Raw genomic sequence first — 22219 nt, forward strand, 5'->3', positions numbered from 1 at the left:
AAGTCAATCACATGGGTTTCGGTCTGAACCCACATATGGAACCCATAGGCAGGAACGGCCAGCAAGCCGGCATCGATTTCGTCGCCCACAGCGGTGCGGATGCGCAGACCGTTCGCTTCGTGACCATGGACGAGCAGCCGACCGTGCGCGCCACTCTGCAAGGGGGCCTGGGCTATCTGCGCAATCCCGGCGACGGCTATCTCTACGCCTGCTCGATCGGCTTCAACGTCATGAAAGGCACGACACCCGGCTTCGTCAGTGCTGGCCATTGCGGCGATGCGGGCGAACCGGTGTATCTGGAAGGCTCGGCGGGAACGGGCCCGCAATGGACGCTCGGTCCGCAGATCGGCACGTTCCAAGGTTCCACCTTCCCGAATCCGGGCGGCACCGGTACCGACATGTCGTGGGTCCAGATGTCGTCGGGCCACACGCAGTCGGCGAGTGTGTATGGCTGGGGCAGCGCCAACGTCGCGGTGACAGGCAGCACCGAGGCTCCCGTCGGCGCCGCGATCTGCCGCTCCGGCCGCACTTCGGGTTGGCGCTGCGGCGCGATCAAGGCTAAGGGCGTGACCGTCAATTACCAGAGCGGCGAGACGATCGTGAACCTCACCCAGACCACGGCCTGCTCGGAAGGCGGCGACTCGGGTGGTTCCTTCATCACGGGTACCGGCCAAGGCCAAGGCGTGCTCTCGGGCGGCAGCGGCAACTGCAAGGGCCGGGCCGGCAAGACCGGCGGCGGCAACAGCTACTACCAGCCTCTGCTGCCGCTCTTGTCTTTCTACGGGCTGACCCTCAAGACCAATTGATCCATTGCGTCGTGAGAAAAAACGCCCCGGGAAACCGGGGCGTTTTTTTATGCAGCTACTTACTCGATGTCCACTTCGGGTCGAGAGCGGTCGTCCGGGCCTGGTAGCACGCTGGCACTCCCAACTAGTGGGAGTGCGACATGCCTGCGAGACGTAAGATCGTAGGCCAGAAGGCATCGCTGAAGATCCGCGAGATCTGGGCAAGGCCGCAAGGCGCAATGAAATTGCGCCGCATGCTCTGTCAGGACGCGGTCTCGTTCGGCGCATACGCCTGCGGCTGATGCGTCCCGCGACGTTGGGTCGTATGGCGGCGCCTGGCCGCATGAAGAGCGAACTGACGAGATTCCCGCGTTCGCGGGAATGACGATCGAATAAGTTGCGCGGCGTTACCGGGCGTCAGTCTTCGGTGTCGCCGCCGCCACTCTCGTGCGAATCGAACATCGCACTGAACATCGCAGAGCCCGAGCCCGAGCCCGAGCCCGAGTCGGTGGACTCGCTCATCTGCGTGGTGGTCACCGGGCCGGCGGCGGGGCGATTGCGCGGCGGTGGCAGCTTGGCGGTGGCGGCGTCCGCGGCGAGGATCAGTTCCTGGCGGCGTTCTTCGGGGACTTCCTGCCAGTGGCAGTCGAGCAGGGCGCCTTCGATGGCGTAGAGCAGGTTGAGGCCGGGCTTGAAGCCGGCGCGCTTGACGCGCATGAAGGCTTCCACGGTGCCGACGGCGGCCAGGTCGTCGAGTGTGCGCAGGCCTACCTGCCGCAGCCAGGCCGCGCTCTTGGGACCGATGTTGCGCATCTTCGCAGTCGTCATGACAGGGCTTCCATGAAGGCCTGGGCGATGGCTTCGAGGCCGCGCTGGTCGTCGGCGTCGAAGCGGTCGGGTTCGGGGCTGTCGAGATCGAACACGCCGATCAGTTCGTCGCCGCTATACAGCGGTACCACCAGTTCCGAACGCGAGGCCGAGTCGCAGGCGATGTGGCCGGGGAAGGCGTGCACGTCGGGCACGCGTTGCGTTTCGCGCGTACGCGCGGCGGCACCGCACACGCCCTTGTCGAGCGGGATGCGCACGCAGGCGGGCAGGCCCTGGAACGGGCCGACGACGAGTTCGGTGCCGTCGTAGAAATAGAAGCCGACCCAGTTGAGCGACGGCAAGGCGTGGTAGACGAGCGCCGACAGGTTGGCGGCATTGGCGATGCGGTCGCGCTCGCCGGCAAGCAGCGCGCGCGCCTGCTCCTGCAGCTGCGCGTACTGCTCGGGCTTGCCGCCGCTGAGCTGGGAGGCGGTGAAGGTCATCGCCGGAGTGTAACAGCCGGGCCGCGGCGGCTAGGATGCCGGGCCATGACGCTGTCTTCCTTCTATGTGACCGGTACCGATACGGGTATCGGCAAGTCCGTGGCCAGTGCGGCGCTGCTGCATGCGCTGCGCGCGCGTGGACGGCGCGCCGTCGGCATGAAGCCGGTCGCCAGCGGCTGCGAAGCGACCGCGGCGGGCTGGCGCAACGAGGATGCGCTGCTCCTGCAGCAGGCCAGCGAGCCGCGCCCGGCCTATGCCGATGTGAATCCGTATGCGTTGCCGAACGCGCTGGCGCCGGAGCTCGCCGCCGCCGATGCGGGCGTGACGATCGCGCTCGATCCGATCCTCGCCGCGCACGGCCGCCTGGCGGAGATGGCCGACACCGTCGTGGTGGAAGGCGTGGGGGGCTGGGCCGCCCCGTTGAGCGCGAGCCTCGACCAGGTCCATCTGGTACGCGCGCTGCGCCTGCCGGTGGTGATGGTGGTGGGCCTGCGCCTGGGTTGCATCAGCCATGCACGGCTGACGGCGCGGGCGATTACCGACGACGGCGTCGAGCTGCTCGGCTGGATCGCCAACGACATCGATCCGGCAATGGCGCGCAGCGACGACAACTTTGCGATCCTGCAACGGGTGCTGCCGGTGCCGTGCTGGGGGCGCGTGCCGTTCATGGCGGCGCCGGATCCGCAGGCGGCAGCGGGGCATCTGCGGTTGCCGTAGGCGGGCTGGGCGCGGGCCGAACCCGGGTGCGCTGCGCTTACCCGGGCTACGTGTGCTGCGGGACGCCGATGCTTCTCCCGCGCTGCGGCGCGTTGCAGCCAGTCGCGGCGCGGACTACGAAGACTGTGGGCAATGCGGGTGAAGTTGTTCGCGGTGGGATGGCGGCCAAGGCCCGCCCTACGCGGCGACGCGCTGAAGACCGTCCCGCATCAAGTTCTTCGCGGCGCGGTGCGCTGCGCAAAAACGGAAACGGGCGCATCGCTGCGCCCGTTTCGCGTTCCACTCGGGGAACGTCAACCGGCTTCGGGGGCCGGCGGCAGCTCCGGTTCGGCGTGAGCTTCCTCGACGCGATGCTGGCTGTGGTCGCGCGCGATGTAGAGGTAGAACGCCGGCAGCACGAACAGCGTGAACATCGTGCCGATCAGCATGCCCGCGGCGATCACCAGGCCCATGCAGAAGCGCGCGGCCGCACCGGCGCCGCTGGCGATCAGCAGCGGCACCATCGCGAACACCAGTGCGGCGGTGGTCATCAGCACCGGGCGCAGGCGGATGCCGGCGGCGCGCTCGATCGCCTCGCGCTTGCTCAGGCCCTGCTCGATCTGCAGCTTGTTGGCGAACTCCACGATCAGGATGCCGTGCTTGGAGATCACGCCCACCAGCGTCACCAGGCCCACCTGCGTGTAGATGTTGATGCTCATGCCGGGGAATCCGGCCATCCCCATGAAGCCGAGGATGCCGTTGAGGATCGCCAGGATGTTGAGCACCAGCAACGCGCCGCAGATCGCCATCGGCACCGTCAGCAGCATGATGATCGCGTCGCGGAAGCTCTCGAACTGCGCGGAGAGCACCAGGAAGATCACGATGATCGCCAGCGCCAGGGTCAGCAGCATCGCCTGGCCCTCCTGCTTGAACTGCCGCGACTCGCCCGCGTAGTCGACGCTGTAGCCCTGCGGCAGCACCTGCCTCGCGGCATCCTCGAGGATCTCCAGCGCTTCGCCCTTGGTCACGCCGGGGCGCGGGGCGAAGGTGATCGACACGGCGTTGAGCTGCTGGAAGCGCTTGAGCTGCTCGGGCTGCGCCGACTCCTTCAGGGTCACGATGGTCGACAGCGGAATCAGGTCGCCGTCCCTGGTCCGCGTGTAGTAGTTGGTCAGGTCGCTCGCGTTGAGGCGGTCGCTGCGCTGCACCTGCGGAATGACCCGGTAGGAGCGATTCTGCAGCGCGAAGCGGTTGGCGTAGCCGCCCGACAGCATCGCCGACATGTCGGCCGACAGCGTGCGCATGTCGATGCCGAGCAGCGCCGCCTTGTCGCGATCGACCAGCACTTCCACGCGCGGCTTGTCGATCTTCAGGTCCTTGTCCAGGAAGATGAAGCGCTTGCTCTCGCGCGCCTTCGCGAGCACCGCGTCGGCGAGTTCCTGCAACTGCGTCAGGGAACCGGTGCCGCCGATCACGAACTCGCCGCCGCCACCGCCACCACCGGCGCTGGGCAGCGCGGGTGGAACCTGGGCGAAGACGTTGAGGCCGGTGATCTTCGACAGCTCCGGCTGGATGGTCTGATCAAGCACCTGCTGGGTGGTGCGGTCGCGCTCGCCCCACGGCTTCAGCACGAAGCCGGCAATCGCGGTGTTGGTGCCGGCGCCGCCGTTGATGAGGAAGAAGTTCTCGTTCTCCGGCGTGGTCTTGCCGATCTTCGTCAGCTCGGCCGTGTAGCGCTCGACATAATCCAGCGTCGATGCCGGGTCGGCCGACGAGAACGAGAAGATGAAGCCCTGGTCCTCTGCCGGCGCGGGTTCCTTGGGCGAGCCCATGTACAGGAACGCGCAGGAAACGAACACGAGTACGCCGAAGATCGCGATCACCGACTTCGTCGCCAGCGCGCTGTGCAGGCGGGTCTCGTAGCTGCCGCGCAGCTTCTCGAACTGGTTGTCGAGCCAGACCTCGAGCTTGCCCTTGCCCTGGCCGTGCTCGTGCGCCTTGAGGATCTTCGCGCACATCATCGGCGTCAGCGTCAGCGCGATCACGCCCGACAGCAGCACCGATCCGGCCAGGGTGAAGGCGAATTCGGTGAACAGCACACCGGTCAGGCCGCCCTGGAAGCCGATCGGGATGTACACGGCGACGAGCGTCGTGGTCATCGCCACCACCGGCCAGGCCAGCTCGCGCGCGCCGCGTATGGCCGCGTCGAAGGGTTTCATCCCTTCCTCGATGTGCCGGTGCACGTTCTCCAGCACGATGATCGCGTCGTCTACCACTATCCCGATCGCCAGTACCATCGCCAGCAGGGTCAGCAGGTTGATGGTGAAGCCCATGACCAGCATCAGGAACAGCGCGCCGATCAGCGACAGCGGCACCGTGACGGCCGGGATCAGCACGCTGCGGAAGCTGCCCAGGAACAGGTAGATCACCACGATCACGATCAGCACCGCCTCGACGATGGTGTGGATCACCTCGTTGATGGCGTCATCGATGTACTTGGTGCTGTCGTAGGGAACGCTCGCGCTCAGGCCTTCGGGCAGCTGCGGCTTGATCTCGTTGTCGAGGACCTCGCGCACCTGCTTGATCACGTCCAGCGAGTTCGCATCGGGCGCGACGAAGATGCCCATGAACGTGGCCGAACGGCCGTTCATCGACACCGAGGAGCCGTAGCTCTCCGAGCCCAGCACCACGTCGGCGACGTCGCCCAGGCGCACGATCGCGCCGTCCTGCGAGCGGATCACCAGCTGCTTGAATTCCTCCGGCGTGCGCAGGTCGGTGCGGGCGGTCAGGTCGATGGAGACCATCTGGCCCTTGGTCTGGCCCAGCGCGGACAGCACGTTGTTGGCCTGCAGCGCATTGAACACGTCGCTGGCGGTGACCTTGAGCGCGGTCATCCGGTCCGGCTTCATCCAGATGCGCATGGCGAAGGTTCCGCTGCCGATCACCTCGGCACGCTGCACGCCCGGAATGGTCGCCAGCTTGGGCTCGACCGCGCGGACCAGATAGTCGGTGATCTGGTTGTTGTCGAGCAGGGTGCTGTCGAACGACAGGTACATGGCCGCGATCTGTTCGCCCTGCTGCAGTTCGATCACCGGGTCCTCGGATTCCGGCGGCAACTGCCCGCGCAGCTTGTTGACCTTGGCGGCGATCTCGGTGAGCGCGTCGTTGGCGTTGTGGTCGAGACGGATGTACGCCTGGATCGTCGACACGCCGGCGGTGCTGCTCGACACAAGGTAGTCGATGCCCTCGGCGCTAGCTACCTCGCGCTCCAGCGGCGTGGTGATGAAGCCCTGGATCAGGTCCGCGTCGGCGCCGAAGTACGTCGTGCTGACGTTGATGACGGCGTTCTGCAGCTCGGGGTACTGACGCACGTTCAGCGAGCTGCCGGCACGGATGCCCAGCAGCAGGATGAACAGGCTGACGACCATCGCCAGCACGGGTTTCTTGATGAAGATGTCGGTGAATTTCATCGTGCGGCCTTCGTGGGGGTGGCGCTACGTGTGCGGCCGCCGCGGCGCGTGTCGCGGCGGCCTTCGGTCTCAGCGGTTCGCCGGCGTCGGCGTCTTCTCCGCCGTCGGCAGCACCGAGTTGTTGATGACCACCGTGGCGTCGTTGCGCAGCTTCAGCAGGCCGCTGGTGGCGACGCGCTCGCCGGGCTTGAGGCCTTCGGTGACCGCGATCAGGTCGCCGTGGGTCGCGCCCGTTTTCACGAAACGCTGCTTGGCGATCAGGGTCGGACCCGCCGGTGCGCCTTCGCTCTTGCCCTTGTCCTGTCCCGCGCCGGCCTTGGCAGGCGCTTCGGTGATCACGTAGACCGAATTGCCATAGGGGTTGAAGCTGATCGCCGTCTGCGGAATCACGACGACCTTCTGTTCGCCACCCTGGTCGAAGCTGACGCGGGCGAATGTGCCCGGGCGCAGCGCGTTGTCCGGATTGCGCAGCGTGGCCTGGACCTGGAAGTTGCGCGTCTGCGGGTCGACCTGCGGCTCGACCGAGGTGATCGTGCCCTCGAACCGGTGGCCGGGCATGGCATCCACCTTCGCCGTCACCTTCGTGCCGGTCTGCACGCTCGGCAGGCGCTGCTCGGGCAGGGTGAAGTTGAGGTAGATCGGATCCAGCGACTGCAGACTCACCAGTTCATCGCCCGGGTTCACGTACTGGCCGAGGTTGACCTTGCGGATGCCCAGCACGCCGGAGAACGGCGCGCGGATCGTCTTGCGCGCGACCAGGGCGCGTTGCGCGTCCGCCTGGGCGCGGGCGCTGGCGGCGTCGGCGATGCGCTTGTCGGCGTCGTCGCGCGAGACCAGCTGCCTGGCCGCGAGCTCGCGGTAGCGGTCGGCCTGCACGGCGTTGAGGCGCGCGGTGGCCTCCAGCGACTTCAGCGTGGCGATTTCGGTCGACGCGTTGAGCTGCAACAGCACGTCGCCTGCGTTGACCCGGTCGCCCGGCTTGAAGTGGATCTCGCTGATCACGCCCGGCGACTCGGTGGTGACCTGGGTGCCGTTGACCGCGACGAGCGTGCCGACGGCTTCCACCGAATCGCGCCAGCTCTGCTGCTGCGCGACACCGGCGCTGATCGTCGCCGGCGGCTGCGGCATGTTGTCGAAGAACTTGTTGGTCTGCGCCGCGAAGAACGCCTTCACGCCGAACACCAGGCCGAACACCAGCACGGTGATCAGCAGCATCCAGAACATGCGTTTCCGGGTGGAAGGCGTGCGCACGGCGGTGCGCGAAGGGTCGTGCCTGGCCATCATGGTGCTTCCTTGTGGGAGTGCGATGCGCCACCCAGCGGCGGCGAAGGTGAATCGAAGACTTCACGGCTGATGCGCGTGAGTTGCGCGTCGATCGCAGCCTCGTCCGACACGTCGAACAGCGGCCGCCAACCGTAGCCGTTGAGCAGGTGTTGCAGATTCTTGATCAGGAGCCGGTAGGGCTCGCCCACGTCATGGCGCTCGAGCACGCCCTCGGCGTGGACCAAAGTATGCATGCCCATGCAGAGGGTCCATGGGCCGATGGTCAGGGTCTGCGGCGTCAGCCCGGTATTGGCCGGCAGATCGCCCCGATGCAGCGCGTCGGCGACGATGCCTTCGATCAGTTCCCCGATCGGCGCGCCGGCCTGCAGGGATCGTTGCCGCGCCTTCTCGGACGCCGCATGCCAGATGACGTCGGTGAACACGTACTGCGCGAGCCGGAAGAACTGCGGCTGCGAGCGGATCAGCATCAGATCGGCGATCGCGATGGCGAGCATGCGTTCGCGCGTCGTTCCGTTCCACTTCGCCGCGCGCTCGAACAGTCCGACCCGGTTGAGGCAGTCGCGCGTGGCCAGCGCCACCAGCAGGTCTTCCTTGCTGGCGAAGTGCTGGTAGAGCGTGCCGACGGCGTAGTCGCAGTCCTCTGCGATGCGCGACATCTGCAGGCTCAGCAGCCCGTCGCGCTGGATCAACTCCTGCGCGCAGTCGAGGAAACGTTGTTCGCGCGCCGCGAGGTCGCGCTGACGGCGTTCCTTGGTGCTCATTCCGGGGCGGGTGGGGGCAGGAGGGTGCAGATTTTGAATCAGATTCAAAAAATGAGCAATTGACTATTTCTGGCGTCCGGGCAACAAAAAACCCGGTAGCGGACTACCGGGTTCGTTGTTCCACGGGGGAGTGGAGAGAGAGACGGTTCGCTTACTTCGCCTTGGTGGCCTTCGCGACCTTGTCGGCGGCTTCCTCGACCGTGGCCTGGGTCTTGGCGGCGACGGTTTCGATCTGGGCCTTGGCGATCTGGCCGATGGCTTCGTTGGCCTTCAGCGTGCGGCTGTAGACGTCCTGGCCGACGGCGACGGCGCGCTCGACGTTCTCGCGCGCGACCTGCACGCCCTTCGGCAGCAGGGTCTTGAAGGCTTCGACGTCGCGGGCCTGGGCGGCTTCACCGAAGAAGGCGAAGGTGGCCTGGGCGCGGTCCTGGAGGGCGCCGAGCTGCAGGCCGAACACGGCCTCGGCGTTCTCGAGGGCGATGCGGTTGATCTGGGCGGCCGTGTCCGCGAACTGGCGCGAGGCGGCGGCAAACTGTTCGTTGAACTGGTACATGGCGGCTCCTGTGGGGACTTTGCAGATCCGGCTGGGCGGATTGTGCGTCGCAGCATAGAGCCCGGATTGTTGCGATGCAACATCCTGCCGACGAACGGCGGCTGGTTTTGTTCAGTTTTCTGCGGAATCAAGGACTTGGCGGCCCCGGCTCGCCGTCAGCCCCGGTACCGGCAGCCCGAGGTGCAGGTCTCGTGCACCACCACTTCGCTCAGCAGCGGCAGCGCGGGCTTCAGCCGTTCCCAGATCCACACCGCCAGCCGCTCGCTGGTCGGGTTCTCCAGACCGGCAATATCGTTGAGGTAGTGGTGGTCGAGCTGGTCGTACAGCGGCTTGAAAGCCGTCTTCACGTCGGCAAAGTCCATCACCCAGCCGGTATCGGCGCCGATTTCGCCGCGCAGGTGGATCTCGACGCGGAACGAGTGGCCGTGCAGGCGCGCGCACTTGTGGCCTGCCGGCACGTTGGGCAGCCGGTGCGCGGCCTCGAGGGTGAAGACCTTGAAGATATCCATGGCGCAATTGTAGGGCGGGCCCCGACCCGGCGCGTGCCGCTCGCCCGCCTGGGAGCCTGTGTGGCGTAGCACCTGGCTGCAACAATGGCGGCATCGCGTGGCTCGATCGGCGGGCGTGAGTCCGCCCTACGCGAATGCGGGATGTCAATCCTTACGTTGCCGCGCGTGCATCGCCACAATCGGCCTGCATTCCGCAGCAAACGACTCCCGTACTGATGCCCGAGATTTCCCCGCAGCTCGCCCGCCAGATCGCGTCCACCATCGCCGCCGAGATCGGCGCGCAACCCGCCCAGGCCCAGGCCGCCATCGCGCTGCTCGACGAAGGCGCCACCGTTCCCTTCATCGCGCGCTACCGCAAGGAAGTCACCGGCGGCCTCGACGACACCCAGCTGCGCAACCTCGAGACGCGCCTGACCTATCTGCGCGAACTGGAAGACCGCCGCGCCGCCGTGCTTGCGTCGATCGCGGAGCAGGGCAAGCTCAGCGACGAGCTGCGCGCGGAGATCGAGGCGGCCGATTCGAAGTCGCGCCTGGAAGACCTCTACCTGCCGTACAAGCCCAAGCGCCGCACCAAGGCGCAGATCGCGCGCGAAGCCGGGCTCGAACCGCTCGCCGATGGCCTGCTTGCCGATCCCTCCCAGGTGCCGGACGAATTCGCCGCGACGTTCGTCGATGCCGAAAAGGGCGTCGCCGACGCCAAGGCCGCGCTCGACGGCGCGCGCGCGATCCTGATGGAGCGCTGGGGGGAAGACGCCGCGCTGGTCGGCGAGCTGCGCAACTGGCTGTCTGATGTCGGCGTGATCCGCGCGCGCGTGGCCGAAGGCAAGCAGAACGAAGGCGCGAAGTACCGCGACTACTTCGATCACGCCGAACCGCTGGCGAAGATCCCCTCGCACCGCCTGCTCGCGCTGTTCCGCGCGCGCCGCGAGGAGATCCTGTTCCTCGACCTCGACCCGGGCGCCGACGCCGAAGCCGGCCACCAGCAGGCCGAAAGCCGCGTCGCCTTCCACGCCGGCGTGAAGGCGCAGGGCCGCCCCGCCGACAAGTGGCTGCAGGACACCTGCCGCCTCACCTGGAAGGCCAAGCTGCACTTGCACCTGCTGCTCGACCTGTTCGCACAGGCACGCGAGAAGGCCGAGGCCGAGGCGATCGACGTGTTCGGCAACAACCTCAAGGACCTGCTGCTCGCCGCCCCGGCGGGCCCGAAGGCCGTGCTCGGCCTCGACCCCGGCCTGCGCACCGGCGTGAAGGTCGCGGTCGTCGACCGCACCGGCAAGCTCGTCGCCACCGACACGATCTATCCGCACGAACCCCGGCGCCAGTGGGACCAGTCGCTGCACACGCTGCGCGCGCTGTGCACGAAGCATGGCGTCGAGCTGATCTCGATCGGCAACGGCACAGCTTCGCGCGAGACCGACAAACTCGCCGGCGACCTGATCAAGCTCGCGCCCGAGCTGAAGATGCAGAAGATCGTCGTCAGCGAAGCCGGCGCGTCGGTGTATTCGGCGTCCGAGTTCGCGGCGAAGGAATTTCCCGGCCTCGACGTGTCGCTGCGCGGCGCGGTGTCGATCGCGCGCCGCCTGCAGGATCCGCTCGCGGAGTTGGTGAAGATCGAACCCAAGGCCATTGGCGTGGGCCAGTACCAGCACGACGTCGACCAATTCCGCCTGGCGCGCGCGCTCGACGCGAGGGTCGAGGACTGCGTGAACGCGGTCGGCGTCGACGTGAACACCGCTTCGGCCGCGCTGCTCACGCGCGTGTCGGGCCTGTCGTCGACGGTCGCGGAGAACATCGTGGTCTACCGCGACCAGAACGGCGCCTTCAGGTCGCGCAGGGAACTGCTCAAGGTGCCGCGCCTGGGCGACAAGACCTTCGAGCAGTGCGCCGGCTTCCTGCGCATCAACGACGGCGAGCAGCCGCTCGACGCCTCGTCGGTGCACCCGGAGGCCTATCCGGTGGTCGAGCGCATCCTCAAGCACTCCGGTCGCGAGGTGAAGCAGATCATCGGCGACGCGTCGCTGCTGCGCGGCCTCAAGCCCGAGCAGTTCGTGGACGAGAAGTTCGGCGTGCCGACCGTGCGCGACATCCTCAAGGAACTGGAAAAGCCCGGCCGCGACCCGCGCCCCGAGTTCAAGGCCGCACGCTTCGCCGACGGCGTGGAGGACATCAAGGATCTCAAGGTAGGCATGATCCTCGAAGGCGTGATCAGCAACGTCGCCGCGTTCGGCGCCTTCGTCGACATCGGCGTGCACCAGGGCGGCCTGATCCACATCTCCGCGCTGTCCGACAAGTACGTGAAGGACCCGCGCGACGTGGTGAAGGCGGGCGACATCGTCAAGGTGCGCGTGCTCGAAGTCGATGTCGCCCGCAAGCGCATCGCGCTGACGCGACGCCTCGACGATGCGGTGCCGCCGGTGCGCGACGCGAAGGCGACCGACAGTCGCGGCGGTCGCGACGAGCGTCGTCCGCCGCGCGACTTCCGCAACGCCCCGGCGCCCGCCAACAACGCGCTGGCCGCGGCGTTCGCCAGGGCGAAGCGGGACTGACGGCTGCAACGAAAAAGCCCCGCGATGCGGGGCTTTTTCGTGGAACGGATGGTGGCTATGGGTGGACTCGAACCACCGACCCCAGCATTATGAGTGCTGTGCTCTAACCGGCTGAGCTACATAGCCATCGCGGATGCAATTCCCGCAGAGAGCCGCGAATTATTCCGGCTCGCCCGTCCTCCGTCAATCCTCCGCGGCCTTGCTTGTCCGCCGACGGGCCCCGTGGCAGAGTCGGACGCAGTGCATTTCGGAGTCCGCATCGTGATCGATCCGGACGGGTACCGACCCAACGTCGGCATTGTATTGATGCACCCGGACGGCCGGGTGTTCTGGGCCCGCCGCGTGCATCGCGATGGCTGGCAGTTCCCACAGGGCGGCATGAACAGCGACGAGACGCCGCTGGAAGCCATGTACCGCGAATTGCGCGAAGAAACTGGCCTGTTGCCCGAACATGTCGAGGTTTTGGGCGCCACCCCCGGCTGGCTGCGCTACCGGCTGCCGCCGCGCGCGATCCGCCGCCACGACCGGCTGGTCTGCATCGGCCAGAAACAGGTGTGGTTCCTGCTCCGGCTGACCGGGCAGGAGAGCGACCTGCGCCTGGACCTGACCGACAAGCCGGAGTTCGACCACTGGCGCTGGGTCGACTTCTGGTACCCGGTCGAGCACGTGGTGACCTTCAAGCGTGGCGTCTACAGCAGCGCGCTGCGCCACCTGGCGCCGGTCGCGCGCCGCATCGCCGGGCCGCAGGCGGTACCGGTGCCCGGTCCGGAATTGCTGCGGGATCCGCGCCGGAATGCCGGTCGCAACCGGTTGCGACCGCGGTCCCGCCCGGATTCCCAGGCCCGCGGCGGGTCCGAACCCTCGTCTAATTGACAATCATTCTCATCCATGGCGGAATAGTGCGGCAGCCAGCCCGGCTGCATAGCGCCCGCCGCTCATGTACGTCTGCATCTGCAATGGGGTCACCGACCACGACATCCGCCAGGCCGTCGAAGCCGGGTGCCGGAGCGTGGCCGAACTGACCATGCGGACCGGCGCCGGCGCCACCTGCGGCAGTTGCCTGGACCTGGCCGCGCAGCTGATGGACGAGGCGCGCGCCGTGCACGCGTTGCCGCTACCGGTGCTGTCGCAGGCGGCCTGAGCCACGATCCGGCGCGCCGAGCGGACGCGCGCCGCCCGTTGATGCATTCGATTCGCGTTTCGTCATGGCCTGCGCGCAAGGACTAGAGTCGCGCCAACGACACGCACGGAGCACGCCATGAAGGGCGACGCCAAGGTCATCGAATACCTCAACAAGGCGCTCTACAACGAGCTGATCGCCATCAACCAGTACTTCCTGCACGCCAAGATGCTGAAGAACTGGGGCCTGAAGGAACTCGCCGAGCACGAGTACCACGAGTCCATCGACGAGATGAAGCACGCCGACAAGCTGTCGGAACGCATCCTCTTCCTCGAGGGCCTGCCCAACTTCCAGAACCTGGGCAAGCTGCGCATCGGCGAGGGCCCGCGCGAGGTGCTCACCTGCGATCTCGCACTCGAGCTCGATGCGCTGCCGATGCTGCGCGAAGGCATCGCCTACTGCGAAAGCGTCAAGGACCTCGTCAGCCGCCGCCTGCTGGTCGACATCCTCGAATCGGAGGAAGAGCACATCGACTGGATCGAGACGCAGCTCGCCCTGATCGATCGCGTGGGCGAACAGAACTACCTGGCGATGAAGATCGAAAGCTGACGGTCAAGCCGACAACCGCGCCGGACACGAAAACGCCACCGCAAGGTGGCGTTTTTCGTTCGCGGGAGCCGTGGCCTCAGGTCGCCCCGAGCCCCGAGGAAGGCCGGTCGACCCGCGGACGGCGCCGGAACAGCTTGCGCCATACCCACCACAGCAGCAGCGCGAACACCGCGGTGATGAAGACCACGATCGACAGCGCCAGCCAGGGATGCGCGAACACGAGCGCGAGTCCGCCCACGGTGGCGAGATCCTCGGTGACCGACGCGGTCCAGTTGCTGACCGGTTCCGGCGAGGTGTTGAGCAGGGCGCGCGCGCCCGCCTTCAGCGCATGGCTGGTCAGGGCGACGCCCGCGCCGGCGGCCAGCGCACCGGCCCCCAGATGCCCGTCCGGCGACAGGGTCGCGGCGGCGAGGAACGCGCCGGCGGGGATCCGCAGCAGCGTATGCAGCAGGTCCCAGCCCGAATCTACGCCCGGAATCTTGTCGGCGAAGAACTCCGTGGCGGCCAGGGCGCCCGAAACCCCCAGCACCCAGGGCGACTGGGTCGCCTGCAGCGCCGCCGGCAGTTCCAGCCAGCCCAGGGCCCCGGCCAGGCCGACGCCGAACACGGTGAGATACACGCGGATGCCCGCCAGCCAGGCCAGCACGACGCCAATTGCGAACAGGTGCGCATCGGACATGGCCCGTCTCCCGCTAGACTTCGCGCCGAGTATAGGGGAAGGGAAACCGCCCATTCCGGCCCGTGCGGCCGCTTGGCGCCAGTCACTGATGCGCGCGCCGTCCGTCCGTTCGGGACGGTTCCAGTCTTTGGGGAGAGCCATGTTCAAGAAAGACAAGAAGTCCACCGTCGCCCCCGGCCAGGTCGACACCCTGATCGGCCCGCAGGTGGTGATCCGCGGCGACTTCCATTTCTCCGGCGGCCTGTACGTCGAAGGTCGCATCATCGGCAAGGTCATCGCCAGCAACGGCGAAGCGGCCCAGGTCACGATCGCCGAAACCGGCATCGTCGAAGGCGAAGTGCGCGCGCCCAATGTCGTCATCAACGGCCAACTGGTGGGCGATGCCTACGGCGAGCAGGTCGAGATGCATCCCAAGGCGCGCGTCAACGGCAACGTCCACTACAAGGTGATCGAGATGATCGCCGGCTCCACGCTCACCGGCCGCCTGGTGCATGCCGAAACCATTGCCGCCACGGCGCAGGATTCGGCCAACGTCCATCCGATCAACGCGGACGTGGCGATTGCCTGACGCCCGCGGGCGGCACATCTGAGGTGTGTGCCCGCACCGTTACCGCCGGCACACACCATCGCCGGCCGTAGCGGATAATCTCGCCGCATGTATCGACGCCAGCAAACTTCGTGGTTGCGCGAACACTGGGTCGCGCTCGTCATGGCCCTGGTCTTCGTCGCCGCACTCGCCTTCGGTGGCTGGGGCCTGTGGCAGGTGTTCGCACCGGCCTCGGGCAATCCGCAGGCGCAGATCGGCGCGCTCCGCCGTGAAAACGGCAACCTGCGGGACGAAACCGAGCAGCTGCGCCAACGCATCGCCACCCTGACGCGCTCCGACCAGATCAGCCGCGACGCCAATCGCGACCTGCAGGGCGCGCTCGCCGACCGCGACGAGGAAATCGCCGGCCTGCGCGCCGACGTCGCCTTCTACGAACGCCTCGTCGGCGCCACCGCGCAGCGCCACGGCCTCAGCGTGCATGCGTTGAAGCTGCTGCAGAACGGCCCCGCCTGGCACTTCACCGGCACGCTCACCCAGAACCTCAACCGCGGCGCGATCAGCGAAGGCGTGCTGACCCTGTCGGTCGAAGGCACGCGCGGCGGCAAGCTGCAGAAGCTGGCCTGGACCGATCTGCGCCAACAGGCGTCGGCGCCGGGCGTGGTCTATTCGTTCAAGTATTTCCAGCAGGTCGAAGGCGACATCTTCCTGCCCCCGGACGTGACGCCGGCGAAGGTCACCGTGCGCCTGCAACCGCGTTCGGGCGCGGCCATCGAGCAGTCGTTCACCTGGGCCGAGGCCCTGCGCGGGCAATCCGCCGCCGAATGAACGCGCGCGGGTTGAATGCCCGCCCCGCGCCCCCCATTCTCGACGCATGAGCCAGAACACCGTTCCCCTCGAAACCCACGCGCCCGATTACCAGGCGCTGGATCGTCCGCTGCAGTTCACCTCCGCCGCCGCCGCCAAGGTGCGCGAACTGATTGCGGAAGAGGGCAATGCCGCGCTGAAGCTGCGCGTCTACATCCAGGGCGGCGGCTGTTCCGGCTTCCAGTACGGCTTCGAATTCGACGAGCAGCAGGCCGAGGACGACCTCGCGGTGCAGACCGACGGCGTCACCCTGCTGGTGGATCCGCTCAGCCTGCAATACCTGATGGGCGCGGAAGTCGATTACACCGAAAGCCTGCACGGCGCGCAGTTCGTGATCCGCAACCCGAACGCGAAGACCACCTGCGGCTGCGGATCTTCCTTCTCCGCGTAAGCATTCCGGTTTCGACGCTTCGATCACTGCTCATGGATGGGCAATGTTCCGGGACTACATGCTGCGCTGTGTCGATCGCAGCTATTACATCGGCCGCACCGACGATCTCGAGTACCGCCTGGCCCAACATCACGCCGGCGCCTTGCCCTGTTACACGCTGAAACGGCGGCCGCTCGAACTGGTGTTCTCGCAGGAATTCGTGACCCGCGAGGAAGCGCTTGCGGTGGAGCGCCAGCTGAAGGGGTGGAGTCGCGCGAAGAAGGAGGCGTTGATCCGCGCCGATCGGGCGACGATCAATCGGCTGGGGCGGGGCAGGCATCGGCATGAGCGCATGGCGGCTGATCCGCTTCACTCGAACTGCGTACGGAAGCTGAGGTTGCCCGGCTCGCTGGGAGCCCTTCGACTTCAGGCCTTCGGCCCTACGCTCAGGGCGAACGCAGTCCAAGGTTCAGATCGGTTCCTTCACCTGTTCGCCCAGAGCGTAGGCGCGCAGCGCCGAAGTCGAAGGGAATTCAGCGTCACCGGAAAGCATGTCCCGTTCGCCCAGAGCGTAGGCGCGCAGCGCCGAAGTCGAAGGGCTGCAACAAAGCCACCTGCCCCACACCACGCCCCCGACCGATAATACGACCCTCATCGCGCCCGGAATCCCCGATGCCCGCAGCCCCCTTCGCCTTCGTCGAAACCGATGCCGTCCGCGCCGCGCTCGATCGCGCCGACCACCTGCGCAACGACAACGACGCGCTGACGAAGCTGTGGCCCAACGCGCGCGTCGTCCTGCTCGACGAGAACGGCCTGGCCTACGCCGACGAGCAGCGCCGCCTGCTCGCACCGACCGGCATGCGCCTGAGCGAGGGTCCCGGCGGTACCGGCGCTGCGGTGTTCCTCGGCATCGACGCGAACGGGCAGGGCTGGTTCGCGCTCGATGCCGCGCTCACCGCCTTCCAGGCCTCGCAACGCATCGACCTGCGCAGCGCCGCCACGCACTGGCCGCATTTCGACGCATCCGTGTTCGCGCAGGCGCGCGCCGTGCAGCACTGGCGCCAGCGGCATCGCCACTGCGGCGCGTGCGGCGCGGCGCTGACGTATTCGCGCGGCGGCTGGCTCGGCACGTGCACGCAGTGCAAGTCGGAACACTACCCGCGCACCGATCCCGCGGTGATCGTCGCGGTCAGCGACGGCGAGCGCCTGCTGCTCGGTCGCCAGAGCGTGTGGCCCGCCCGCCGCTACTCGACCCTCGCCGGCTTCGTCGAGCCCGGCGAATCGCTCGAGCACACCGTCGCCCGCGAAGTCTTCGAGGAAACCGGCGTGCGCGTGAAGTCGTGCCGCTACCTCGCCTCGCAGCCGTGGCCGTTCCCGAGTTCGCTGATGCTCGGCTTCGTCGCCGATGCGCATCCGGACACGCCGCGGATCAGCGATGAACTCGAGGACGCGCGCTGGTTCACCCGCGAGGAGATCCTCGAGGCGCAGGCGCGCGAAGCCGACCCCGCGCGCGACGACGGCACCGGCCTGCTGGTTTCGCCGCGCCTGTCGATCGCGCGCTGGTTGATCGATCTGTGGGTCGAAGGCGTGCGCTGAGCGAGGTGCCGCATTCCGCGCGCCCCTTGACCACAACGGCGGGCGCGCTGCGTTCACCCTGACAGAAGCACGGTGCGCGTCACGGGCGACGGGCTAGAATCGGCCGCGTCGTCCGCCCCGCTCCCCGAGCGCTCGCTCCGGAGCGAATGTCCGCAAGGATTTGCCCATGGCTGTCACCCTGCTCGCCGTCGTCGCCGCCCTGGTCATCGGCCACCTGGCGCAGTCGCTGGCGGCCTCCGTGCGCCATTACGACTGGTACGCCCATTGGCTGGACTGGCTCGACGCGCAGTTTCCCGAAGGCAGTTTCTGGCGCGGTCGCTGGGGCGCGGCGCTGGCGCTGGTACCGCCGTTGCTGGTCGTGCTGCTGTTCCAGATCGCGCTGCGGCATCCGCTGTACGGCCTGGTCGGCGTGCTCTTCGCCATCGCGGTGCTGTTCTACGCGTGGGGCCCGCGCGATCTCGACCTCGACATCGACGCCATCGCCGATGCGCCCGACGCCACCGCGCGTCGCGCGGCCATGGCACGGCTGTGGCCGGATGCGCCGCCGCTCGCCATCGATGGCAGCGCCCTGGTGTCGGCGGTGTTCCAGAACGCGTTGCGGCGCTGGTTCGGCGTGCTGTTCTGGTTCCTGGTGATGGGCCCGACCGGCGCGCTGCTGTACCGCCTCGCGGTGCTGTCCTGCGAAGGCGCCTACGCCCGCAAGGTGCCGATGGAAACCCGCGACGGCGCCGCCACGCTGCTCAAGCTGCTCGACTGGCCCGTCGCGCAGTTGCTGACGCTGGCCCTCGCGCTGGTGGGGAATTTCGATACGGTGCTGGGCGCGTGGCGCGAAGCCGGCGGCGCGTCGTTCACGCTCGAGCACCGCTTCCTCGATGCCGCCGGTCGCGCCAGCGTGCGCACCGAACTGGCGGAAGAAGCCGCCGACTACGCCGACGGGATCGCCGAATCCGGCATCGAAGCGACACCGCCGCCCGCAGCCGCCCCGGTGTCCGAACTGCCCGAACTGCGCGACGCCATGAGCCTGGTCTGGCGCAGCCTGCTGGTGTGGCTCGCGGTGCTGGCGTTGTTCGTCATTGCCGGCTTCGTCGCGTAAGGCGGACTCAAGCCCGCGCTTCGTCCGAAACGCACGCAACATCGTAGGGTGGGCTCAAGCCCACCCATACGAATCCACCAGCGTAACGGGATGGTGAACGGCGCGACGAACGGCGGGCCAGGGCCCGCCCTACGAGATCCCGCCGGGGGCGAGCCACTCCAGGCCGGGCAGATTGCGCAGCAGCCCGAACACCAGCAGCGCACCGATCCACCAGCGCCCGTCGAACACCACGCGCCGCACCGCCTTCGGCAGCCACGCGCGCGCGGTCACACCCTGCAACGTCATCGCCGCGAGCAGGGGCAGACACAATACGAAGAACGCGTTCATCGCCAGCGCGCGCCGCAGATCGAAATGCACCAGCGCATGCAGCGCACGCGTGATGCCGCAACCGGGGCAATACAGCCCGGTCAGATCATGGAACAGGCACGACGGGAACCAGCTTCCCGCCGCGTTCGGATCGAACGCACGCAGCAATCCGATTCCCACCAGCGCGCCCGACGCAACGACCGCGATCGCGATCGTTGCGTTGCGCGAAGCCGATCGCGGCGCTGCGTTCACGTCATCGGCCTTCGTGCGATCGATCGGATGGACAGTCCGCGCGGATCAGCGGCGCTGCTCCATCTGCTCCGCCCACTGCTTCCAGTACTGCGTCGAATCGTAGCCGGCGATGCGCAGGCCGATGTTGATCAGCAGACCGAGCACGCACAGACCGGTGGTGATCTGGCACCACAGCTTGGCCTGCTTCGACGCATGCTCCGCGCCCGCCCGATCGCCCGCCGACAGCTTGCTGTTGACCTGCGAGGCGAACACGATCGCCACCACGCCCGGAATCGTGCCGACGATGCAGCACAGGCAGAGCGAGGCGATGGTGATCAGGATGGCCCAGATCAGGTAGTTCGGAAGCGGCCCGTAGGCTTGCGCCTGTTCGGGCGGAAATGACGGCGGTGTGCTGCTCATGACGGCGTCCCCTCGGACATGGTGAATGGAATCCCCTGCAGGCCTGGCGGCCCTGGCCGGCATCCTAGCAGCGGGGGTTTGCGGGCGTCATCGTGAAAAGCCGCGCTTCCCGCGCCTGTGCGCTGCCCGCGGGATCCTTCGACTCCGCGCCTGCGGCGCTACGCTCAGGGCGAACGGTGTTGGGGCAGTCGCACCATTTCGCGCCGATGGCTCTTCCTGGACCCGTTCGTCCTGAGCGTAGGTGCGAAGCACCGAAGTCGAAGGACACCCGCCCGCGCAACACCACCACCATGAACCCGTTCGTCCTGAGCGTAGCGAAGCGAAGTCGAAGGACACCCATGGCGCGACACAGTCGCCATAACCCCGCTCGTGCTGAGCGTAGGTGCGAAGCATCGAAGTTCGAAGCACCGCCCGCACCACCCAAACAGAGTCCCTACGCCGCCTCCCCCCGCAATCCCCGCACCTTCGCCTCCAGCACTTCCGCCGTAACCCCCTGCGGATCCAGCGGCGCCTCCGCCATCACCTCCACATGCGCGCGGAACCGCCGCGGCACCCGCATGCGTCCCAGGCGTCCGTCGCGATGGCTCCACATGCTCGCCCACATGCCGCGCAGCGCCATCGGCACCACCGGCACCGGGCGACGCTCGAGGATCTTCTCCACGCCCGACTTGAACTTCGCGATCTCCCCATCCCTGGTCAACGCGCCCTCGGGGAAGATGCCGACGATCTCGCCCTCCGCCAGCGCCGCGTCGATCGCATCGAACGCGCGCTGCATCACCTCCGGGTTCTCGCGCGCGCCCGCGATCGGGATCGCCTTGGCCGTGCGGAAGATCCAGCTCATCACCGGGATGTTGAAAATCCTGTAGTACATGACGAAGCGCACCGGCCGCGGAATGCTCGCCGCCAGGATCAGCGCATCCATGTAGCTGACGTGGTTGCACACCAGCAGCGCCGGCCCCTCGTCGGGCACGTGCTTCTCGATCCCGTGCAGCTTCAGCCGGTACAGCGTGCGCACCAGCAGCCAGCTGACGAAGCGCATCGCGAACTCGGGCACGATCGTGAAGATCCAGATCGCCACCAGCGCATTGACGATCGCCAGCGCGAGGAACAGCTGCGGAATCGTCCAGCCCAGCACGCGCTGCGCGGCGATGCCCACGCCCGCGGCCAGCACGATGAAGAACGCGTTCTGGATGTTCACGCCGGCGATCACGCGCGACAGTTCGTCCTTGGGCGTGCGGCTCTGGATCAGCGCGAACAGCGGCACCAGGAAGAAGCCGGCGAACAGGCCGATCCCGACCAGGTCCATCACGATCCGCCACGCGCCCGGCTGGCGCAGGAAACCCATCGCATCCAGCCCGCTCACCGGCGCCAGGCCGCTGCGCGCGAAGTACAGGTCGAGCAGGAAGCCGGTCATGCCGATCGCGCCCATCGGCACCAGGCCGATTTCGACCGTGCGCGCCGACAGCTTCTCGCACAGCAGCGAGCCCACGCCGGTGCCGACCGAGAACAGCGCCAGCGCGAGGATGTAGATCGTCGCGTCGTCGCGCGGCGCACCGAGGTTGAGCTCGGCGTAGGTCGGCAGGTTCGAGGTGATCACCGTGCCGAAGAACCAGAACCACGACACGCCCAGCACCGAGTTGCGCACGCCGGGCTGGCGGCGGGTCAGGCGCATGATCGCCAGCGATTCGGGCAGCGGGTTCCAGTTGATCTTCAGGTCGGGCGCGCCGGCTTCCGCGCGCGGAATGAAGCGGCTGACGACGTTGCCGGTGATCGCCAGCGCGATGATGGCAATCGCCGCGACTACCGGCCCCTGCGCGCCGGCCACCTGGAAGATCAGTCCGCCGGACAGCATGCCGGCGAGGATCGAGATCGACGTGCCCATCTCGACCAGGCCGTTGCCGCCGGTGAGTTCCTCCGGCTTGAGCACCGAGGGCAGGATCGAATACTTCACCGGCCCGAACAGCGTCGACTGCACGCCGGTCGCGAACAGCGCGACCAGCAGCACGATCATGTTGTGGGTGAGAAAGCCGATCGCCGCGAACGACATGATCACGATCTCCATCGTGGTCGTGATCCGGATCAGCTTCGACTTCTCCAGCTTCTCGGCGATCTGCCCCGCGGTGGCCGAGAACAGGAAGTAGGGCAGGATGAAGATCGCCGGCGCGAGATTGGTGTAGAGCGTCTTGTCCTGCGGACTCACCGCGAGATAGCCGAGCAGACCGATGATCGCCAGCCGGTAGACGTTGTCGTTGAACGCGCCCAGCGACTGGGTGAGGAAGAACGGCAGGAAACGTCGCTGCCGCAGCAGCTCGAACTGGTTATGGGCCATGGGGGCTCCCCTGAATCTGCGCGGGAGCCTAGCAGACGATCCCGCACGCGATCACATGGCCCGCGGACGCGGCGCCACCTCGCCCGCACGCACCACATCCATGCAGGAGCGTCCCACGGGCGCGAAACGCCGCCGATCGTC

The 22219-nt window shown here is 67.5% G+C and carries 23 protein-coding genes and 1 tRNA gene; 12 read left to right on the top strand and 12 right to left on the bottom strand.

Annotated elements, in window-relative coordinates:
• Window positions 1–11: 11 nt before the first annotated feature.
• Window positions 12–806: a S1 family peptidase gene (locus tag ACFPN1_RS13520; protein ID WP_386755646.1), complete on the top strand. Its 795-nt coding sequence runs from the start codon at window positions 12–14 to the stop codon at window positions 804–806.
• Between the two features lie 396 nt (window positions 807–1202).
• On the opposite strand, the gene ACFPN1_RS13525 is transcribed toward ACFPN1_RS13520, so the two are convergent.
• Both ACFPN1_RS13525 and ACFPN1_RS13530 read right to left on the bottom strand, forming a co-directional pair.
• The gene (locus ACFPN1_RS13525) at window positions 1203–1613 is read right to left on the bottom strand and encodes a TfoX/Sxy family protein (RefSeq protein ID WP_386755647.1); all 411 of its coding nucleotides are present in this window, start codon (window positions 1611–1613) and stop codon (window positions 1203–1205) included.
• Complete coding sequence (locus tag ACFPN1_RS13530; protein ID WP_386755648.1) at window positions 1610–2095, bottom strand: GAF domain-containing protein; 486 nt, start codon at window positions 2093–2095, stop codon at window positions 1610–1612. Before ACFPN1_RS13530 ends, ACFPN1_RS13525 begins: the two co-directional genes overlap by 4 nt.
• Before the next feature lie 45 nt (window positions 2096–2140).
• On the opposite strand from ACFPN1_RS13530, the gene bioD reads away from it, so the two are divergent.
• Window positions 2141–2812: a dethiobiotin synthase gene (bioD, locus tag ACFPN1_RS13535; protein WP_386755649.1), complete on the top strand. Its 672-nt coding sequence runs from the start codon at window positions 2141–2143 to the stop codon at window positions 2810–2812.
• A gap of 293 nt (window positions 2813–3105) precedes the next feature.
• On the opposite strand, the gene ACFPN1_RS13540 is transcribed toward bioD, so the two are convergent.
• The 5 genes from ACFPN1_RS13540 to queD all read right to left on the bottom strand — a co-directional run bounded on the left by ACFPN1_RS13540 (window position 3106) and on the right by queD (window position 9368).
• On the bottom strand, window positions 3106–6261 hold the full coding sequence (locus ACFPN1_RS13540; RefSeq protein ID WP_386755650.1) for an efflux RND transporter permease subunit: 3156 nt from the start codon (window positions 6259–6261) through the stop codon (window positions 3106–3108).
• 69 nt (window positions 6262–6330) lie between these two features.
• The gene (locus ACFPN1_RS13545) at window positions 6331–7542 is read right to left on the bottom strand and encodes an efflux RND transporter periplasmic adaptor subunit (protein ID WP_386755651.1); all 1212 of its coding nucleotides are present in this window, start codon (window positions 7540–7542) and stop codon (window positions 6331–6333) included.
• Window positions 7542–8306, bottom strand: coding sequence for a TetR/AcrR family transcriptional regulator (locus ACFPN1_RS13550; RefSeq protein ID WP_386755653.1), 765 nt, complete (start codon window positions 8304–8306; stop codon window positions 7542–7544). The genes ACFPN1_RS13545 and ACFPN1_RS13550 overlap by 1 nt, the downstream gene beginning before the upstream one ends.
• A 151-nt stretch (window positions 8307–8457) precedes the next feature.
• The gene (locus ACFPN1_RS13555; RefSeq protein WP_386755654.1) at window positions 8458–8859 is read right to left on the bottom strand and encodes a phasin family protein; all 402 of its coding nucleotides are present in this window, start codon (window positions 8857–8859) and stop codon (window positions 8458–8460) included.
• Window positions 8860–9014: 155 nt separating this feature from the next.
• Complete coding sequence (queD, locus tag ACFPN1_RS13560) at window positions 9015–9368, bottom strand: 6-carboxytetrahydropterin synthase QueD (RefSeq protein WP_386755655.1); 354 nt, start codon at window positions 9366–9368, stop codon at window positions 9015–9017.
• A gap of 215 nt (window positions 9369–9583) precedes the next feature.
• Here queD and ACFPN1_RS13565 point away from each other — a divergent pair, with 215 nt between their 5' ends.
• Complete coding sequence (locus ACFPN1_RS13565) at window positions 9584–11914, top strand: Tex family protein (RefSeq protein WP_386755656.1); 2331 nt, start codon at window positions 9584–9586, stop codon at window positions 11912–11914.
• 49 nt (window positions 11915–11963) lie between these two features.
• Here ACFPN1_RS13565 and ACFPN1_RS13570 read toward each other — a convergent pair.
• A tRNA-Met gene (locus tag ACFPN1_RS13570) sits at window positions 11964–12040 on the bottom strand.
• Window positions 12041–12175: 135 nt separating this feature from the next.
• On the opposite strand from ACFPN1_RS13570, the gene ACFPN1_RS13575 reads away from it, so the two are divergent.
• The 3 genes from ACFPN1_RS13575 (at window position 12176) to bfr (ending at window position 13643) form a co-directional block, all read left to right on the top strand.
• On the top strand, window positions 12176–12787 hold the full coding sequence (locus tag ACFPN1_RS13575; RefSeq protein ID WP_386755729.1) for an RNA pyrophosphohydrolase: 612 nt from the start codon (window positions 12176–12178) through the stop codon (window positions 12785–12787).
• Window positions 12788–12851: 64 nt separating this feature from the next.
• The gene (locus ACFPN1_RS13580) at window positions 12852–13055 is read left to right on the top strand and encodes a (2Fe-2S)-binding protein (RefSeq protein WP_386755657.1); all 204 of its coding nucleotides are present in this window, start codon (window positions 12852–12854) and stop codon (window positions 13053–13055) included.
• 117 nt (window positions 13056–13172) lie between these two features.
• A complete protein-coding gene (gene bfr, locus ACFPN1_RS13585) occupies window positions 13173–13643 on the top strand; it encodes a bacterioferritin (protein WP_386755658.1) in 471 nt (156 codons plus the stop codon).
• A 76-nt stretch (window positions 13644–13719) separates the two neighbouring features.
• Here the strand turns inward: bfr and ACFPN1_RS13590 are convergent, their stop codons facing one another.
• Complete coding sequence (locus tag ACFPN1_RS13590) at window positions 13720–14322, bottom strand: DUF4126 domain-containing protein (protein WP_386755659.1); 603 nt, start codon at window positions 14320–14322, stop codon at window positions 13720–13722.
• Window positions 14323–14461: 139 nt separating this feature from the next.
• Between ACFPN1_RS13590 and ACFPN1_RS13595 the strand changes: the two genes are divergently transcribed.
• From ACFPN1_RS13595 to ACFPN1_RS13620, 6 genes are all read left to right on the top strand, one after another.
• Window positions 14462–14890: a bactofilin family protein gene (locus ACFPN1_RS13595; RefSeq protein WP_386755661.1), complete on the top strand. Its 429-nt coding sequence runs from the start codon at window positions 14462–14464 to the stop codon at window positions 14888–14890.
• 87 nt (window positions 14891–14977) lie between these two features.
• Entirely contained in the window at window positions 14978–15694 is a 717-nt protein-coding gene (locus tag ACFPN1_RS13600; protein ID WP_386755662.1) for a DUF6776 family protein, read from the top strand.
• A 46-nt stretch (window positions 15695–15740) separates the two neighbouring features.
• Window positions 15741–16124: an iron-sulfur cluster insertion protein ErpA gene (erpA, locus tag ACFPN1_RS13605; protein WP_386755663.1), complete on the top strand. Its 384-nt coding sequence runs from the start codon at window positions 15741–15743 to the stop codon at window positions 16122–16124.
• 43 nt (window positions 16125–16167) lie between these two features.
• A complete protein-coding gene (locus ACFPN1_RS13610) occupies window positions 16168–16746 on the top strand; it encodes a GIY-YIG nuclease family protein (RefSeq protein ID WP_386755665.1) in 579 nt (192 codons plus the stop codon).
• Window positions 16747–16775: 29 nt separating this feature from the next.
• Window positions 16776–17699, top strand: a complete 924-nt coding sequence (gene nudC / locus ACFPN1_RS13615; RefSeq protein ID WP_386755666.1) for an NAD(+) diphosphatase — start codon at window positions 16776–16778, stop codon at window positions 17697–17699.
• A 166-nt stretch (window positions 17700–17865) separates the two neighbouring features.
• Complete coding sequence (locus ACFPN1_RS13620; RefSeq protein ID WP_386755667.1) at window positions 17866–18792, top strand: hypothetical protein; 927 nt, start codon at window positions 17866–17868, stop codon at window positions 18790–18792.
• Window positions 18793–18921: 129 nt separating this feature from the next.
• On the opposite strand, the gene ACFPN1_RS13625 is transcribed toward ACFPN1_RS13620, so the two are convergent.
• The 3 genes from ACFPN1_RS13625 to ACFPN1_RS13635 form a co-directional block, all read right to left on the bottom strand.
• Complete coding sequence (locus ACFPN1_RS13625; RefSeq protein ID WP_386755669.1) at window positions 18922–19350, bottom strand: DUF2752 domain-containing protein; 429 nt, start codon at window positions 19348–19350, stop codon at window positions 18922–18924.
• Window positions 19351–19395: 45 nt separating this feature from the next.
• Window positions 19396–19749 carry a CD225/dispanin family protein gene (locus ACFPN1_RS13630; protein WP_386755670.1) on the bottom strand — a complete coding sequence of 118 codons (354 nt, stop codon included), beginning with the start codon at window positions 19747–19749 and terminating at the stop codon, window positions 19396–19398.
• A gap of 433 nt (window positions 19750–20182) precedes the next feature.
• Window positions 20183–22078 (bottom strand): MFS transporter, encoded by a 1896-nt coding sequence (locus ACFPN1_RS13635; protein ID WP_386755671.1) that lies wholly within the window; start codon window positions 22076–22078, stop codon window positions 20183–20185.
• Window positions 22079–22219 lie beyond the last annotated feature (141 nt).

Origin of the sequence: Lysobacter yangpyeongensis (assembly GCF_042655745.1) — a bacterium.
Classification (GTDB): domain Bacteria; phylum Pseudomonadota; class Gammaproteobacteria; order Xanthomonadales; family Xanthomonadaceae; genus Agrilutibacter; species Agrilutibacter yangpyeongensis.

Excerpts from the sequence above, each read along its gene's own strand:
- ACFPN1_RS13540 (WP_386755650.1), bottom strand. The coding sequence starts at position 6,261 with ATGAAATTCACCGACATCTTCATCAAGAAACCCGTGCTGGCGATGGTC.
- ACFPN1_RS13565 (WP_386755656.1), top strand. The coding sequence starts at position 9,584 with ATGCCCGAGATTTCCCCGCAGCTCGCCCGCCAGATCGCGTCCACCATC.
- bioD (WP_386755649.1), top strand. The coding sequence starts at position 2,141 with ATGACGCTGTCTTCCTTCTATGTGACCGGTACCGATACGGGTATCGGC.
- ACFPN1_RS13610 (WP_386755665.1), top strand. The coding sequence starts at position 16,168 with ATGTTCCGGGACTACATGCTGCGCTGTGTCGATCGCAGCTATTACATC.
- ACFPN1_RS13550 (WP_386755653.1), bottom strand. The coding sequence starts at position 8,306 with ATGAGCACCAAGGAACGCCGTCAGCGCGACCTCGCGGCGCGCGAACAA.
- ACFPN1_RS13600 (WP_386755662.1), top strand. The coding sequence starts at position 14,978 with ATGTATCGACGCCAGCAAACTTCGTGGTTGCGCGAACACTGGGTCGCG.
- ACFPN1_RS13590 (WP_386755659.1), bottom strand. The coding sequence starts at position 14,322 with ATGTCCGATGCGCACCTGTTCGCAATTGGCGTCGTGCTGGCCTGGCTG.
- bfr (WP_386755658.1), top strand. The coding sequence starts at position 13,173 with ATGAAGGGCGACGCCAAGGTCATCGAATACCTCAACAAGGCGCTCTAC.
- ACFPN1_RS13620 (WP_386755667.1), top strand. The coding sequence starts at position 17,866 with ATGGCTGTCACCCTGCTCGCCGTCGTCGCCGCCCTGGTCATCGGCCAC.
- nudC (WP_386755666.1), top strand. The coding sequence starts at position 16,776 with ATGCCCGCAGCCCCCTTCGCCTTCGTCGAAACCGATGCCGTCCGCGCC.
- ACFPN1_RS13520 (WP_386755646.1), top strand. The coding sequence starts at position 12 with ATGGGTTTCGGTCTGAACCCACATATGGAACCCATAGGCAGGAACGGC.
- ACFPN1_RS13545 (WP_386755651.1), bottom strand. The coding sequence starts at position 7,542 with ATGGCCAGGCACGACCCTTCGCGCACCGCCGTGCGCACGCCTTCCACC.
- ACFPN1_RS13555 (WP_386755654.1), bottom strand. The coding sequence starts at position 8,859 with ATGTACCAGTTCAACGAACAGTTTGCCGCCGCCTCGCGCCAGTTCGCG.
- ACFPN1_RS13630 (WP_386755670.1), bottom strand. The coding sequence starts at position 19,749 with ATGAGCAGCACACCGCCGTCATTTCCGCCCGAACAGGCGCAAGCCTAC.
- ACFPN1_RS13530 (WP_386755648.1), bottom strand. The coding sequence starts at position 2,095 with ATGACCTTCACCGCCTCCCAGCTCAGCGGCGGCAAGCCCGAGCAGTAC.
- ACFPN1_RS13595 (WP_386755661.1), top strand. The coding sequence starts at position 14,462 with ATGTTCAAGAAAGACAAGAAGTCCACCGTCGCCCCCGGCCAGGTCGAC.
- erpA (WP_386755663.1), top strand. The coding sequence starts at position 15,741 with ATGAGCCAGAACACCGTTCCCCTCGAAACCCACGCGCCCGATTACCAG.
- ACFPN1_RS13525 (WP_386755647.1), bottom strand. The coding sequence starts at position 1,613 with ATGACGACTGCGAAGATGCGCAACATCGGTCCCAAGAGCGCGGCCTGG.
- ACFPN1_RS13635 (WP_386755671.1), bottom strand. The coding sequence starts at position 22,078 with ATGGCCCATAACCAGTTCGAGCTGCTGCGGCAGCGACGTTTCCTGCCG.
- queD (WP_386755655.1), bottom strand. The coding sequence starts at position 9,368 with ATGGATATCTTCAAGGTCTTCACCCTCGAGGCCGCGCACCGGCTGCCC.
- ACFPN1_RS13580 (WP_386755657.1), top strand. The coding sequence starts at position 12,852 with ATGTACGTCTGCATCTGCAATGGGGTCACCGACCACGACATCCGCCAG.